General features: G+C 72.9%; 11 protein-coding genes. 2 read left to right on the top strand and 9 right to left on the bottom strand.

From position 1 onward, the window contains the following. Positions 1–57 precede the first annotated feature (57 nt). The 5 genes from ACZ3IJ_RS00415 to ACZ3IJ_RS00395 form a co-directional block, all read right to left on the bottom strand. Positions 58–945 carry a FadR/GntR family transcriptional regulator gene (locus ACZ3IJ_RS00415; RefSeq protein ID WP_467465408.1) on the bottom strand — a complete coding sequence of 296 codons (888 nt, stop codon included), beginning with the start codon at positions 943–945 and terminating at the stop codon, positions 58–60. Positions 946–1,105: 160 nt separating this feature from the next. Beyond that, entirely contained in the window at positions 1,106–2,851 is a 1,746-nt protein-coding gene (locus tag ACZ3IJ_RS00410; protein WP_467465407.1) for an ATP-binding cassette domain-containing protein, read from the bottom strand. 128 nt (positions 2,852–2,979) lie between these two features. Continuing rightward, positions 2,980–3,747, bottom strand: coding sequence for an NUDIX hydrolase (locus tag ACZ3IJ_RS00405; protein WP_467465406.1), 768 nt, complete (start codon positions 3,745–3,747; stop codon positions 2,980–2,982). 109 nt (positions 3,748–3,856) lie between these two features. Continuing rightward, positions 3,857–5,908 carry a glycogen debranching N-terminal domain-containing protein gene (locus ACZ3IJ_RS00400; protein ID WP_467465405.1) on the bottom strand — a complete coding sequence of 684 codons (2,052 nt, stop codon included), beginning with the start codon at positions 5,906–5,908 and terminating at the stop codon, positions 3,857–3,859. 118 nt (positions 5,909–6,026) lie between these two features. Further along, a complete protein-coding gene (locus ACZ3IJ_RS00395) occupies positions 6,027–7,466 on the bottom strand; it encodes a DUF4192 domain-containing protein (RefSeq protein WP_467465404.1) in 1,440 nt (479 codons plus the stop codon). Between the two features lie 134 nt (positions 7,467–7,600). Here ACZ3IJ_RS00395 and ACZ3IJ_RS00390 point away from each other — a divergent pair, with 134 nt between their 5' ends. Together ACZ3IJ_RS00390 and ACZ3IJ_RS00385 are read left to right on the top strand one after the other, a co-directional pair. After that, positions 7,601–9,784 (top strand): RecQ family ATP-dependent DNA helicase, encoded by a 2,184-nt coding sequence (locus tag ACZ3IJ_RS00390; RefSeq protein ID WP_467465403.1) that lies wholly within the window; start codon positions 7,601–7,603, stop codon positions 9,782–9,784. Between the two features lie 217 nt (positions 9,785–10,001). Beyond that, positions 10,002–10,628, top strand: a complete 627-nt coding sequence (locus ACZ3IJ_RS00385) for a hypothetical protein (protein ID WP_467465402.1) — start codon at positions 10,002–10,004, stop codon at positions 10,626–10,628. Between the two features lie 80 nt (positions 10,629–10,708). On the opposite strand, the gene ACZ3IJ_RS00380 is transcribed toward ACZ3IJ_RS00385, so the two are convergent. The 4 genes from ACZ3IJ_RS00380 to ACZ3IJ_RS00365 form a co-directional block, all read right to left on the bottom strand. Next, positions 10,709–11,326: a hypothetical protein gene (locus ACZ3IJ_RS00380; protein WP_467465401.1), complete on the bottom strand. Its 618-nt coding sequence runs from the start codon at positions 11,324–11,326 to the stop codon at positions 10,709–10,711. A 91-nt stretch (positions 11,327–11,417) separates the two neighbouring features. Continuing rightward, positions 11,418–12,128, bottom strand: a complete 711-nt coding sequence (locus tag ACZ3IJ_RS00375; RefSeq protein ID WP_467465399.1) for a ribonuclease HII — start codon at positions 12,126–12,128, stop codon at positions 11,418–11,420. Between the two features lie 209 nt (positions 12,129–12,337). Then, a complete protein-coding gene (locus ACZ3IJ_RS00370) occupies positions 12,338–14,125 on the bottom strand; it encodes a DUF4153 domain-containing protein (RefSeq protein WP_467466238.1) in 1,788 nt (595 codons plus the stop codon). 216 nt (positions 14,126–14,341) lie between these two features. Then, positions 14,342–15,253, bottom strand: a complete 912-nt coding sequence (locus ACZ3IJ_RS00365; RefSeq protein ID WP_467465398.1) for an ADP-ribosylglycohydrolase family protein — start codon at positions 15,251–15,253, stop codon at positions 14,342–14,344. Positions 15,254–15,255 lie beyond the last annotated feature (2 nt).

Here is a 15,255-nt window from a genome sequence, read left to right as displayed (position 1 = left end):
GCGCGGGTCCGGCGACACGCGATGCGCGCACGTCCGCCCACCCTGCCACAGCCGGGGTCAGTGCTCGCGTGGAGCGGGCACGACGCGCTCCACCTCCGGGTGGACCGTGAGCAGCTGGCGCATGGCCGCTTCGGCCCCCTGGGCGTCGCCGGCCGCGAGGCAGTCGGCGATACGCGCGTGGTGCCCCAGGCTGGACTCGCCGGGGCGGTCACAGCCGGTGGCCGGGCCACCGGAGACCTGCAGAGCGGCGGCGACGATGCCCGAGAGGTGCTCCAGCATGCGGTTGCCGGCGAGCTGGATCAGGAGGGAGTGGAACTCGGCGTCGGCGCGGGTGAAGGTGATGCCGTCACCCTGGGCGTAGGCATGGCCCATGATCTCGACCATGTCGGACAGTCGCTGCTGGACGTCCTCGCGGCCGTGGCCCGCGGCGAGCCGGGCGGCGAGGGGCTCGATCGTCCAGCGCAGCTCGTTCAGCTCGCGACGCTGGTCGTCGCGCTGTGGCCCGAAGGCGCGCCACTCGATGATGTCGGGGTCGAGCAGGTTCCAGTCGCTGACGGGCCTGACCCGGGTGCCGACGTTGGGACGGGCACTGACCAGGCCCTTGGCCTCCAGCACACGCAGCGACTCGCGCACGACGGTGCGCGAGACCTCGAAGCGCTGCCCGATCTCCTCCGGGACGAGCGGACGGTCGGCGCCGAGGTCGCCGGAGACGATCATCTGACCGAGCTGCTGGACGAGCTGGCCGTGCAGGCCTCGGCCGCGGCTGCCGGCGCTGCGGCGCCCGACCCGGCCGAGGTCCGTCTCCACCCCCTCCCAGGAGGGCGGACCCACGCGCTCGGCGACGGGCGCCTCCGCGTACGGGTAGCGATCGAGATCGCCCGGGGCGCCGAGGCCGGAATCGACGGGGCGGGCGGCGGTCATCATGGTGTGCGCAAGGGTACTCACGCATCCTTTGTCGGCGTTGCCCCGGTGACCCTTGAGGTCTTTGGTGAAAAGCACACGAAAGGGTGATCGGCACTCGCTACACAATTGACGATTAATCGGACATAAAGGGGCATTTTCAAGAGAGTTGCCGAGGAAGCGGAAACTTCCGATCTTGGAGTGATCACCAACGCGCTCTGCGATGAAGGCCGGTGATCAGATACGCGCAGAGCAGAGCGGTCAACGCCACTGCCAGCGCCACCCCCACGGGCTGCGCCACCACGCGCAGCGCCCCCAGCAGCCAGCGGTCGGCCGCCACCGGCCACTGCACGCTGGCGAATTCCCGCAGCCGACCCGGGAGTCCGGTGAGGGACCGGCCCGCCGGCTCCCAGCTCACCAGCCGCAGCAGGGGGGCCACGACGACGGGCACCGAGAGCACCGCCGCCACTCCCGCCGTGGCGACCCGGAAGACGCCCGCCCCGAGTACCCCTGCCCAGGCGCAGCCGACGATCAGACCCAGCCAACTCGCACAGAGTGTCGGCCAGTTTTCGGGTACGGGAACCAACTCTCCGCCGTAGACGAGGCGGAGCACCTCCAGGTCGGCCACCACGACGAGCACGGCGAGGACCAGGGCCACGGCGGCCGAGACCGTCAGCTTGGCGAGCAGCAGCCCGAGTCTGCGCGGCACGACGCCGCGCCCCGTGGTGAGTGCCGGGTACCGGTACTCGTCGCCGAACGAGAAGGCACCGAGCAGTCCGGCGCCCAGGGCGGCGGGTGGCAGCGGTGACAGCGCGGGCCAGCCTGCGAGCACCGTGGGCAGAGGTGTCCGGCCGCTGCGCGCGAGAAGCACCGAGATCACCACGGAGGCGACGAGGACGGCGGCCGCGACGAGCGGAGTCGTCGGTACGCCGAGCAGCCTGCGGATCTCGTACCGCAGCGGCCTCAGGGGCGAACGCGCCGGCCGCCGGGCCCTTCGCGGTCCGGGCTCGGAGGAGGGTGCCGTCCGGCGTTCTTCGGACTCAGGGGCCGGACCGACGGGGTCCCGCGTGTCCAGCGGGCCGGTGTGGCCCACCTCGTCGGCCAGTTGGTGGATGAGGACTCCGTGCCGGAAGGCCGTCTCGCCGATCGTGGCGCAGTCGCTGCCGTAGACGGAGAGACGGTTTCCTCGCTCGGCGATCACTTCGACGGTACGCCGGGCCGCGCGCGCCTCCTGGGCGACCGCGGCGGCGAGCCGCGCAGCGTGGGGCGTCCGCACGGCAACGCGGGGGCGAAGGCGGGTACGGGCGAAGTCGGCCGCGTCCTGTGCCGCGACGAGCCGCCCCTTGTCGAGCGTGACGACCCGGTCGGCGTTGCGGGCCGCGTCCTTGGGGTCCGCGGTGGTGTAGAGGACGGTGCCGCCGTCGGCGGCGTGAGCGCGCAGGAGGTGGTGCAGCCAGGCCCTCTCGCGAGCCGAGATCCCGGCCCCCGGCTCGTCGAGCACCAGCGTGTGCGGATCGCCCAACAGAGCCGAGGCGAGGCCGAGTCGGCGGTCCATGCCGCGGGCCAGCCTGCCGATGCGCTGGTCATGGAGGCCGGAGAGTCCCACGAACTCGAGCATGTCGTCGGCCCTGGATCCGGGGACCCCGGCCGCGGCGCACAGCATCCGCAGCTGACTGCGCAGCGTCCGCGAGGGGTGTCCGGGCACGTCGCCGAAGAGCACCCCGACCTCGCCGCCAGGGTGCGCGATGCGCTGCAGCGGACGTCCGCGGAAGTAGGTGACGCCTCGTCCCGGCTCGAGTTCGAGCATCAGCCGCAGGGCCGTGGTCTTGCCGGATCCGGCGGGGCCGAGAAGGGCGGTGACCTGACCCGGGTGGGCGTCGAAGGTGAGATCGTCCACGGCGGGCGGGAGGTCACGGCGGGGGCTGCTGGTGAGTCCGATGGCCTGGAGCATCGCTTCTCTCGCGGTAGGTGAGACCGCTCCGCGGCAGGGCGGCTACCCAAGCAAGATAACGCTACATTTCGGACTTTTGGTGCATGGCTGGGACTCCGGGTCGCCGGGGTCGGGACGGATCGACGCGATCAGACTTCGGGGCGGAGCATGGGCGGGTTGAGCAGCGTCGCGCCACCGGCCCTGAACAGCTGTGCGGGGCGCCCTCCCTGACGGGTCGTGGTCCCGCCCGCCGGAACCAGGAACCCGGGTGTGCCGGTCACCTTCCGGTGGAAGTTGCGCGGGTCGAGCGCCACACCCCACACCGCCTCGTAGACCCTGCGGAGCTCGCCCACCGTGAACTCCGGCGGACAGAACGCCGTTGCCAGGGATGAGTACTCGATCTTCGATCGGGCCCGTTCCACACCGTCGGCGAGGATCCGCGCGTGGTCGAAGGCGAGCGGCTCGGCCTGCCCCTCGCCCTCCGCCGAACCGTCCTTGCCGAGCACCTCCTCCACCGGTGCCCAGCGTGCACTGTTAGCGTCGCCGCCCGCGCGCGGGGCGGGCAGATCCGGGGCGAGAGCCAGATGAGCCACGCTGACCACCCGCATCCGGGGGTCGCGCTGCGGGTCGCCGTAGGTGGCCAACTGCTCCAGGTGCGCGCCGTTGCCCGGCACGGGTGCCGGGGTGCCCGGGTCGTGGACGCAGAGCCCGGTCTCCTCCACCAGTTCACGCGCGGCAGCCGCGCCGAGGTCCTCGTCGGCCCGGACGAAGCCGCCGGGCAGCGCCCACCTGCCCTGGAACGGCGTTTCTCCCCGTCGCACCATGAGGGCGCACAGGGCGTGGCGCCGCACGGTGAGCACGACCAGATCGACGGTGACGGCAAAGGGCGGAAAGGCCGACGGGTCGTAGGGAGGCATGCCGTGATCATAGTCGTCTTCCTGACGATAAACACGCCCCTGCCGTGCATCCACGACGACTTCTTCGCGCTTCCCCGTGGCGTCCCTCGCCATGTCGAGCGGCATCCGATCAGCCTCCCAGCTGGAGGCCGTCGGCGGCCTCCTCGACCATGCCGAGACCGAGACGGCTCACCCGCGCCGAGAACGGCTCACCGGCGACCCGGACGTCCGACAGGCGGACCGCGCCGAGTGGAACCGACCGGACGGGGTGGAGGGCGACCGTGCCCCCCGGCGCGTCGGGCCGGATCCCCACGAGTGCCGTCATGAGGTGGACGGCGCCGGCGGCGGCGACCGCGGCGGGGCGACAGGCCGCCGGATGCGGAACCGGGACCGCGCCTGCCGTCCGCGCGCTGCCCGCGTACATCTCGGGCAGGCGGTAGCCGAAGGCCTCCGCCGCGTCGAGGGTGCCCTTGAGCAACGACGCCGCCTCCCTCTCGTAGCCCTCCGCGGCGAGACCGGCCACGGCCACGACCGTCTCGTGGACCCTGACCGCTCCCGCCCGGTGACCGAACGGGTTGTGGCCCGGCTCCTTGGTACCGAGGCTGCGCAGACCCCATCCCGAGTCCAGCACGGGAGTGCCCAGTAGCCGCGCCAGCTGGTCGGTCGCGGACCCGTCCAGCAGGCCGGGCGCGTACCGGCCACCGCCCAGAAGCCCGGTGTCGAGGAGGTGCGCCGCCCAGCCGCCGAGCTGTGTCCACGGCCGGCCGCCCGGTGCCAAGGCTGCGGCGGGCCGACCTCCTGACCGGTCGTCGATCCAGAACTCCGCCCTGAACCGCTCGCGCAGCGTGCGGGCCCAGTCCCGCCAGCCGTCTCCCCCGGGCCGGCCGCAGGCGTCGAGCAGATCGGCGCCGAGCACGGCCGCGCGGTGGGCGTGGGCCTGCGTCTCGGCCCGCCACGGCCCGGCGGGCCCCGGGTCCGGGACGAATCCGTGGGGGCCGGCCGCGCTACGGAGCCAGCTGAGGCACCTCTCCGCCACGGGAAGGAGGTCCGCGAGGTCCTGCTCCGGCAGGCCCCAGCGCCTGGCCTCCGCGAGGACCGTGGGGAAGGCGAGAGTCGCCTCGACTCCCGTGCAGCGAGGCGGAAGGTAGGGGCCCGCGTCTCTGAGCGGGCCGGGAATGCGCCCGGCCGTCGGCCCGGGTCCGTCGAGCTGGGTGCGGGCCATGGCCCGGAGCGTCGTGACGGCGAGCCGAGTCCCGAGCGGGAGCGCCATCCGCGCGGCCCAGAGGGCCTCGGCGGTGACCGGTCCACAGCGCCAGGGCACCCCGGCGGCGAGATGGACGTCGGCCGGGTGTTCCTGGTCGCGTTGGAGGAGCGCCCGCAGGTCGTCGACGGCGACCCGCAGCAGTTCGCCGACCCGAGGGTCGTCCCCTTCCGCGCGGGCCTGCGCGAGTCCGACGCCTCCGGGGCGGCCGGCACCCGTCCCGGAGGGACCGGGGAGTCCGTGGGGGCGGTCGCCCCGCACTCTGAGCTCGATGGTCCGGGCGGATCCGGGAGCGAGATCGACCTCCCAGCGCAGGAGCCCCGCAGCCGCCAGGGCGTCCGTCGGCGGCGGGTCGGCACTGACGGAGGCGCAACGGCCGTCGGCGGCGGTCCAGCGCATCCCCGTGCCGTGGACGCTCGCGACGATCTCGGGTCCCGCTCTCCCGGCCGCGACGGCGCCCAGATCCGCCAGATCCGTCCCCAGAGAGATTTCCACCGGGAGCCTGAGCGGCCTGCCGGCGAAGCTGCGCAGCGTGATCCGCTCGGTTCCGTCGGCGCTCCGGGAGCGCTCGACGCTGAGTCCGGGGTCGGGTCCGGAGTCGCCCGCCGTACGGACGACGGAGAGGAAGACGGCACGGTCCGCGGCGTCCTGGCGGCCCGCGAGGGCGAGCGGCTCACGGCCGGCCACCCGCAGCACGCAGCGGGAGAGGAGACGGCGTCCCGAGGCGTAGACCCCTTCGAGACCGTGTCCGGTGAGCTGTCCGTGCTCGGAGCAGACGGCGAGGGCGGGCAGGGCGACGCAGAGGAGCGCGTCGTGCACCGACGGGAGCTCCGGCGGTCGTACGGCTCCAGGGGGCCTGGGCCCGGTGGCGGGTGCTTGTCCGGCCGGGAGTCCGGGGGCGGGGGCGGGACGGGTGGCCATGGGTGGTGTGCGGTGCTCTCTGTGCGATCCGGACTGCCGAGGAGGGGTCGGCGGCACGGGTCGTCGGGCTCCGCCACTGACGTGAACGCTGCTGTGGGCGGCCGGGTCACGGGCGTCATCACCCCCTCCTCGTCCCGCGCCGCGCGCCACGCCGCGCCGCAGCATCCCGCGGCGGCCTGGGCGCGATCTTGCCGGGCCGGGTTCCGGCACCCCTCCGGCCCTGCCTGACGGCCTTGGCCGGATCGGCCACCTTCACCGGCCTGGGCCGCTTGACGGTCCTCTCCTCCGGTTCCACGTCGACCGCCGGCGGAAGGGCGTCCTGGGAGCCGGCCGGTCGGGCCGCGACGCGGCCCTCCACGGCGGCGGTCGCCCTCGATTCCCGTTCGTGCCTCAGGCAGCTGCGCAGCGACTCGGGATCGAGCCCCTCGTTGCAGGCCTGGTGCAGCAGTCGGGCGAAGACGTATTCGGGGTCGGCGTCCAGCGCGAGGCCCAGGGCGGCGCGGGCCGCCGGCTCGTCCCCGGTGGACCAGGCGACCCAGCCGGCGAGGGCGAGCGGGGCCGCCGCGTGCTCGTCGAAGGGGGCGACGCAGCGTCGGGCCAGCGCGCGCCACAGGCGCAGGGCTGCGGCGCCCTCGCGGCCCTCCATCCACTCGGCGGCCTGGTCCCGCGTGTCCCTGTCCTGAAGGCCGAGAATGAGGGCCGCGGCCTCGTCGGCCCCGATCGACGCGTCGTCCGCCGCGTCCTGTTCGGCCGTACCGTCGCGGCGTCCGGAGCTCGACACGGGTGTGCTCACCGCGGCGTCGGTTTCGTCGGACGGGACGCCGAACCGCGTGAGCACGTCCCGGGCGAGCTTGAGCGTCGCCTCCCTGACCTCGGTCCGCCCTGCGCCGGGCGGGCCGTCGAAGATCTTGGGGACGATCAGGGTCGAGCCCGCGTTCAGCGCCTTGCGCTGCTGCTCCTCGCCGGGCCACGAGGGATGCGGCTTCAGTCGTGCCTCCATGTCCCGCAGGGATCCGCGGACCTGGATTCCGGCGTAGGCGGCCGAGGCCGCCATCACCGACGTTCCGGTGAGCGCCATGGGTGTGCCGTCGGGCGGGCAGCAGCGGGTGTCGGGGCAGCAGTAGGAGAAGTACAGGCCGTCGGAGATGCAGAGGGCTTCGTAGACGGGAATGTCGAGTGCGCCGCAGGCGGTGCGCAGGCGCTGCGAGAAGGGGCGCAGCCGCTCCATGACGTGCCGGCCCGTCTCACCCGGTGCGGGGTCCTGGCAGAGGAAGACGACGATGCCGTCCGGGCGGGTGCCACGGCGGGTGCAGCCGTCGACGAGGCACTCGGCGAGTTGTTCCGCCGTCGAGGCCCATTCCTTCGACGACCGTGGAATGCCGAGCCTGACCCGGCCGCCGAATCGTCCGAGCTCGCCGTGGAGGGCGACGAGGACGACGGAGTCGCTGGGATGGAAGCCGAGCATGAAAGGCAGGGCGTCGGCCAGCTCGGCGGGGCCGCGCAGGGTGATCTGCTGGGTTTCGGTCGTTCCACGGAATTCGTGCGGGTTCGTGTTCATGGTCACGACGGTCTCGCGAGGCGGGCCGACTCCGAAAGCCCTGTGGATAACTCTGCCGCGCGGCCCTCACCAGGTTTTCCACAGGTTTCGAGGCTCGTTCGCGCATTGTCCGAGTCATCGGGTTGCATGGGGGCATGACCAACGCAGAGCGCCTCCCCGACCGCGCGGCCCTCCGAGCCACCGCCGACGCCGTACTCGCCCGCCTTGTCGGCGATCCCACGGGCACGGCGAGACTGCGCGAGGACCAGTGGCGTGCCATCGAGGCGCTTGTCGCGGACAAGCGGCGTGCGCTGGTCGTGCAGCGGACGGGGTGGGGCAAGTCCGCGGTGTACTTCGTCGCGACGTCGCTGCTGCGCGAGTCCGGCAGCGGCCCCACCGTGATCGTCTCTCCCCTGCTGGCGCTGATGCGCAACCAGGTGGAGGCGGCTGCCCGTGCGGGCATCCGCGCCCGCACGATCAATTCGTCGAACACGGAGGAGTGGGAGACGGTCCAGGAGGAGGTTGCGGCGGGCGAGGTCGACGTTCTGCTGGTCAGTCCCGAGCGGCTCAACAACCCTGGCTTCCGCGACGAGGTCCTTCCCCGCCTTGCCGCCGCCACGGGCCTGCTCGTGGTCGACGAGGCCCACTGCATCTCCGACTGGGGCCATGACTTCCGGCCCGACTACCGCCGTCTGCGGACGATGCTGGCCGAACTGCCGGCGGGTGTTCCGGTGCTCGCCACGACGGCCACGGCCAACGCCCGGGTGACGGCCGACGTCGCCGAGCAGCTCGGTACGGGCGCGGGGACCGACGCCCTGGTGCTGCGTGGCCCGTTGGACCGGGAGAGCCTGAGCCTCGGTGTCGTGCGGCTCCCTGATGCCGCGCACCGGCTGGCCTGGCTGGCCGATCACCTCGGCGAGCTGCCCGGTTCGGGAATCATCTACACGCTCACGGTGGCCGCCGCCGAGGAGGTCACCGCATACCTGCGCCAGTGCGGCCACACGGTCTCGTCGTACACCGGCCGCACCGAGAACGCGGACCGGCAGCAGGCCGAGGAGGACCTGCAGGCCAATCGGGTCAAGGCCCTGGTGGCGACCTCGGCTCTGGGCATGGGTTTCGACAAGCCGGACCTGGGTTTCGTGGTGCACCTCGGTTCGCCGTCCTCCCCCATCGCGTACTACCAGCAGGTGGGCCGGGCGGGGCGCGGTGTGGAGCATGCCGAGGTGCTGCTGCTGCCGGGCAAGGAGGACGAGGCGATCTGGCAGTACTTCGCGTCGGTGGCCTTCCCGCCCGAGGAGCAGGTGCGCCGCACCCTCGACGTCCTGGCGCAGGCGGACCGTCCGCTGTCGCTCCCCGCCCTGGAGCCGCTCGTGGAGCTGAGGCGGACCCGGCTGGAGACGATGCTCAAGGTGCTCGACGTGGATGGCGCCGTACACCGGGTGAAGGGTGGCTGGACGAGTACGGGACGACCCTGGGTGTACGACTCCGAGCGCTATGCCTGGGTGGCGCGGCAGCGGGCGACGGAGCAGCAGGCGATGCGCGAGTACGCGGCGGGGACGGGCTGCCGGATGGAGTTCCTGCGGCGCCAGCTGGACGACGAGGAGGCCGCGCCGTGCGGCCGTTGCGACAACTGCGCGGGCTCCCGGTTCGACCCGAAGGTGAGCGAGGCGGCGCTCGATGCCGCCAAGGGGGAGCTGGGCCGTCCCGGTGTGGAGGTCGAGCCTCGCAAGATGTGGCCGACCGGACTCGCGGCGGTGGGCGTCGATCTGAAGGGCCGTATCCCCGCGGGCGAGCAGTCGTACGGCGGGCGGGCGCTGGGGCGGCTCTCGGACATCGGCTGGGGAAACCGGCTGCGTCCGTTGCTGTCCGAACGGGCTTCGGACGGTCCGGTGCCGGACGATGTCGTGCAGGCGGTGGTTCAGGTGCTCGCCGACTGGGCGAAGGGGCCCGGGGGTTGGGCGTCCGGCGCCCCGGACGCTCCCGCCCGGCCTGTCGGCGTGGTGACGGTGGCCTCGCGCAGCAGGCCGCAGCTGGTCGGCTCGCTCGGGCAGCGGATCGCGGAGATCGGACGGATGCCGCTGCTGGGGACCGTCGAGTACGCGCCGGAGGCCGAGGAACTGCGGATCTCCCGGACCAACAGCGCCCAGCGGGTGGTCGGGCTGCACCAGGCCTTGACGGTGCCTCCCGCCGTGGCGGAGCGACTGGGCTCGGCGGGGGGTCCCCTGCTGCTTGTTGACGATCTGTCGGACAGTGGTTGGACGCTCGCCGTGGCGGCCCGGCTGCTGCGCCGGTCGGGTGCCGAGGGGGTGTATCCCCTGGTGTTGGCCGTCCAAGCGTGAAACGGGGAGTGAACAGTGGGTGTCTGGGCAGGGATATGAGTGCCATACCAACCCATTCCAGTCAGCGGCCTCAATTGCTCGTTGCCGCCCGCGCACAGGCCCGCAAGAATTGGGAAACCGCCCGGCATGGCCCCGTACGCGGTCCGGAAGGACTGTGCCGTGGTGCGCCCTCACTCGCCCCTGCCCGCCCAACGGGCGCGTATCCGAAGGGAGGACCGTGACCTTCGGATTTGCTCCGTCCGCAGCCACCTCGATCGCCTCGTCCGAGTCCGCCAGCCGCCTCGCTCGGATACTGGAGCCCGCCGAGTGGGCGGCCGCCGGAATCCCGCTGCTCCGCAACCCCCGTGAGGTCGTCGGCGGGCTGCACACACGCCATCGGCCGACGCCCGCGACGGCGGTGGTCGCGGTGCTCGACCACGAAGAACGGCTCATCGCCAGCGCGTCGTTCACGCGTCGCCCGGTCGTCGCGGACGGCTGGGAGTTCCGTAACGCGCTCCTGGCCCATCTGCGACGTGTGATCCCGCACGACCTGCGCCGGCGTACGCCGGTACGGACTGCCGTGCTGCTCTACTGCCGTGAAGGCGACGAGCGTTGGACGGAGGAGGACGGCGCCTGGATGTGGGGGTTGCGGGACGCCTGCACGCTCCACGGACTGCGCTGCGGTGCGTACATCGCGCTCACCCGCAATGGTTGGCAGGTGCTGGGCGAGGGCCGCGGCGGCCGCCACCCGAGCCTGGGCTCACGTCCCGATGCGCTCGGCGATGCCGCCTCCGAACGGGGCGTCTTCGCGCCGCGCACGGCGGGCGGCGCCGCCGAACCACTGCGCCGGACCGCGGCCCGCTGAGGCGGACCGCCTGTGTGCGGGACCACGGCCCGGCCGCCCGTGAGGGGCGGCCGGGTCAGGACCGCGGATGGCTCTCCGGTTCAGACACCCGCGCCGAGCACGGCGTTGATGCGCTGCGGGTCGCCGCAGACGATGAGCAGCGTGGTCGCGCGTCCCATCGCCAGGGGCAGCGTCCGAGCGGCGACCTCGTCGCTCGGACCGTTGACCGCCACGACGACGACGGGCCGTGCCGCGGCACGCTCCGCGACCGAGGCGTCGGCGAAGAACACGTCGTCACCGGCGTCCTGCTGCGCCCAGTAGGACGCCTCGCCGAAGGACAGCTCGTGCGCCGCCCACGGGTGCTGCTCACCGGTGGTGAGCACGAGGATGTCGCCGGGGGCGCGGCCGCTGTCCAGGAGCAGATCGACGGCCTCTTCGGCGGCGTCGAGCGCGCCGTCGACCGGGGCCGGGATCAGCTGGATCTGCGGTCCGGAACGATTCTCCGCGCGAGACGACGGGGACTGCCCGGCACCGGGGTGCGGGCGCGGTACCGGCGGCGCGGGGCGAGCCGGTCCAGGACCGGGACGCCCGGGACGCGGCGAAGCCGCGGAACGCGGACCGGGTACGGGACGGGGGGTCGGCGCGGGGTGGCCTGCGGCCGTGCCGCGGGGACCCTGGGCACTCTCGTGAATCTGAGGCTCCTCGGGGATGAGAGGCATAGGTGGATGTCTATCAAACGCCGGTGCGCGACGCTCCGGCGGGTGGGCACAATCGTGCGACCCGGCTGTCGGCGTGGGCCTGCCGGGAAGTTCAGAAGTCGAAGCCGAGTTGGCCCCCGCTTTCCAGTGCGACCGCCTCGGGGGAGATCCGGACCTTCTTGAGGTGGCTCCACTGAGGCAGCGCGTCGAGGTACGCCCAGGAGAGACGGTGGTACGCCGTGGGTCCCAGCTCTCGCAGCGCTGCCTTGTGGACCGGCGAGGGGTAGCCCGCGTTGTCACCGAAGCCGAACGCGACACACTCCTGCGCCTCGGTCTCCAGCTCGGCCATCATCGCGTCGCGTCGCACCTTGGCGATGACCGAGGCCGCCGCCACGGCGACGCAGGACTGGTCACCCTTGATCACCGTGCGGACCTGCCAAGGGCTGCCGAGGTAGTCGTGCTTGCCGTCGAGGATCACCGCGTCGGGGCGTACGGGCAGGGCCTCCAGCGCGCGCACGGCGGCCAGCCGGAGCGCGGCGGTCATGCCGAGTTCGTCGATCTCCTCGGGTGACGCGTCGCCGAGGGCGTAGGCGGTGACCCACTTCTCCAGCTCCGCGGCCAAGGCGGTACGGCGCTTGGGGGTGATCAGCTTGGAGTCCGTGAGTCCCTCGGGAGGCCGTCGCAGACCGGTGATGGCCGCGCAGACCGTGACGGGACCGGCCCATGCCCCGCGTCCGACCTCATCGACCCCGGCGATGATCTTGGCGCCGGTGGTGGCTCGGAGCGAGCGCTCGACGGTGTGAGTGGGTGGTTCGTAGGGCATGGCGCCAGACAGATTACGCCGATCGGGACCCCCCGCGATACCCGGATTCCCATCGGACGTCCGAAGCGGCTGGAAGAAGCTCTCGGCGACCCCGTTGCGGCGCGTTCCGATCGATCATCGTGACGATCGGACGCGGACCTGTGTTCCTCCCCGAGACGGGGAGGAACACAGGTCCACATGTACGAACGGACGGATGCTCACGTCCAGGTTCAGGGGGAGCCGTACGAATCGCCGTACCAGTCGCCCTCCGCGTACGGGTCGTACTCGTCCTCCCTGCTCGGCCTCCCGCATTCGGCAGGAGTCCGGTCGATCCCACGCTCCGCCAGGATCGAGCGTGCCCGCGCCTCCGACCAGCTGGTGGCGTACCAGCTGCCCTCGTCCTCACGCAGGCGCTCCTCGATGTCGAGGAGCGCGCAGGAGCGCTGTGGCTCGGGAAGGCGGTCGAGCGCGGGTACGGCGTCGGCCGAGAGGCCTGCGAGATAGGGGACGTCGATCTTCTCGGAGCTGCTGAACCGCTCGACGTTCTGTTCGGCGACGATGGCGTCAGGGGAGGCCAGCCCGAAGAGGAGCATGCCCGCGGCGGCGCTCACGGCCACCGCGCGGGGCAGAAGACGGGCACCGAAGATCCCCGCGGCCATGATCAGCAGGATGACCAGGCCCAGCCACATCTCCATGGCGGCCACCGAGATCCGCAGCCGCGTGAGCCCGTACGCGTCCACGTACAGGTCCATCCTGCGCAGTGCCGAAGCGACCACGACCAGGGTGAGGAGGCACAGGGTGCCCAGGACGGAGCGTACGAGCGTGCGGTCCCCCGCGGTCGAACGCGGCGCCCAGCGCAGGGCGAGGCCGATCACCACGAGGGTGAGCAGGGTCGCCGTCAGGAGCTGCCAGAAGCCCTGCCGGGCGTACTCCGAGTAGGTCAGGTCGGTCTCCTGGAGGACCTTGTCGTATCCGCCGAAGAGGACGGCGAGTTGGACCGCGTTGAACGCCGCGAAGAGCAGGTTCAGCACGATGAGGGGCAGCGCCCACTCCAGACGGGCCCGTGCCTTGCCGGGGCGGACGGCCATCCGATCCCAGCGCAGAGGTGCGGCGGCGGTACGGGCGACGGCGATGCCGCCGAACAGACCGAGCAGGAAGAAGGAGAGCCGCCAGGGCGCCTGCTCCAGCGAGATGTCGGGGATGAGCGCGCCGAGCAGATCGGCGAAGGCGGCGTCGGCGCCGGCGAACAGCGCGCCGAAGACGACGAGCAGAACGACGGCCACCGCGACGGTCCGTACGACCGGCCCCCACCGGCCGCGTGAGCCGTCGGCCCGTTCACGCACGCCCTGCCAGATCCAGACGGCGCCGGAGCCGAAGGAGTCGAAGAGTCCGACGGGCGAAAGCAGGACGCTCGGCCAGCCTCGGCCACCGTGCAGAGCCAGGGCCGTCACCCCGAGGGCGGTGATGATCGCGAGGAAGGTCGGCCAGCCGGCGTCCCGCAGCGCGGGTACGGCGAGAAGGGCGAGGCCGCCGATCGCCCAGACCAGCGTCCAGGGCCGCAGTCGGCGACCGGCAGCCCGAGCGGCGAAGGCGGCGGCGAGGACCGCGGGTGCGGCCACGATCATCAGATTGAGCCCGAGGCCCTCGTCGAGGAGCAGAGCACTGAGCAGCGCGGTCGCCAGGACGGCCCAGAGTGTCGGGGCCGTCACCGGGCCCGGGGCGGCGGGGCGCAGTCGCTCGAGCCAGGGCTCGCTCGGAGGCACGGGTGGCGCCCAGGGGTACGCCGGCCTGCCGCCAGGCCCCCCGGCAGCCGCCACGGCCCGCGCCTGCTGCGGCAGGTGCTGGGGCTGCGACTGGGGCTGCGGCTGGGGCTGCGGCTGCGGCTGCGGCTGCGGCTGCGGCTGCGGCTGCGGCTGCGCAGTCGGTGCGGCACTGGGCGGCGTCGGACCTGCGGGGCGCTGCGGCTCGGAGACAGGCTTCGCCTCAGCTCTGTCCTGCGGTGGCGGTTCGGACGGCATGTCGGACACGGGACCCCCTCCCTACCCGGTCGCGTTCGGCGCCGTGGCGGCGGAAGGGAGCGGTCCGGGTGTCGCGTCGGCGCGCTCTCGTCATGATCAGCGCTGCGGAGTGGCCGACTCTAACGCCGGTCCGGCCCGTGGTACCCAGCGGGGCGGCGCTGTGTCAGGACCGTGACACTCGCCGGCCCGTCCGAGGGGTACGGGCCGACGTCGACCTCAGGGACGGACGGCCGTCGGCAGCCACTCCGGCAGGGCCTCGGTCCGCTCCAGCCACGAAGCCGGCGGCGCACCGGCCGTACTGGAGGCCACGACACCACCGGCGATCGCGCAGGTGGTGTCGACGTCCCCACCGACCTGGGCGGTCGTCCAGAACACCTGCTCGTAGTCGCCGAGGGCCCGGGCCGCCGACCAGAGTGCGAACGGAACGGTGTCGTGGGCGCTGGTGCGGCGCCCACTGCCGAGCACCGCCGCGACCGTGGCGGCGTCGCCGTAGTCGAGCATGTCGCGTGCGCGGCGCAGCCCCGCGCCGACGGCGCTGCGCGGCACGAGGGCGACGACTCCGTCCAGCAGCTCCGTGGGCTTCGGCGGACCCGCGGGATTCGCCACGAGCGCGGCGGCGGCAGCCACGGCCATCGCCCCCACGACGGCTTCGCGGTGCTGGTGCGTGGTGTACGCCGAGATCTCGGCCTGATGGGTCGCCTGCTCCGGGTCGTCCGCGTACCAGGCGCCGAGCGGGGCGATCCTCATCGCGGCACCGTTGCCCCAGGAACCCTGTCCGTTGAAGAGCGCGGCGGCCAGTTCACGCCAGTCGCCGCCCTCCCGGATGAGCCGGAGCATCCGGTTGACCGCGGGACCGTAGCCCCGGTCGAAGTCGTGATGCTCGGCGAACGACTGAGCGAGCGCGTCCTGGTCGATCCGGTCGTGCCGGGCGAGCACGGCCAGGACCGAGCAGGCCATCTCGGTGTCATCGGTCCACTGCCAGGTCCCCGACGGCAGTTCGCGTCGTTTGAGCAGCGGATAGTTGGCGGGAACGAAGAACTGGGAGCCCAGGGCGTCTCCCACGGCCAGCCCTCGAAGGCTGGCCAGGGCGCGTTCGAAGCGCCGGTCGAGAGAGGAGTCAGCGGTCATCG

The sequence above is a fragment of the Streptomyces sp. NPDC013317 genome (genome assembly GCF_055563155.1).
The sequence above is the reverse complement of the archived record's forward strand: the minus strand, read 5'-3'. Positions and strand labels throughout refer to the sequence as shown.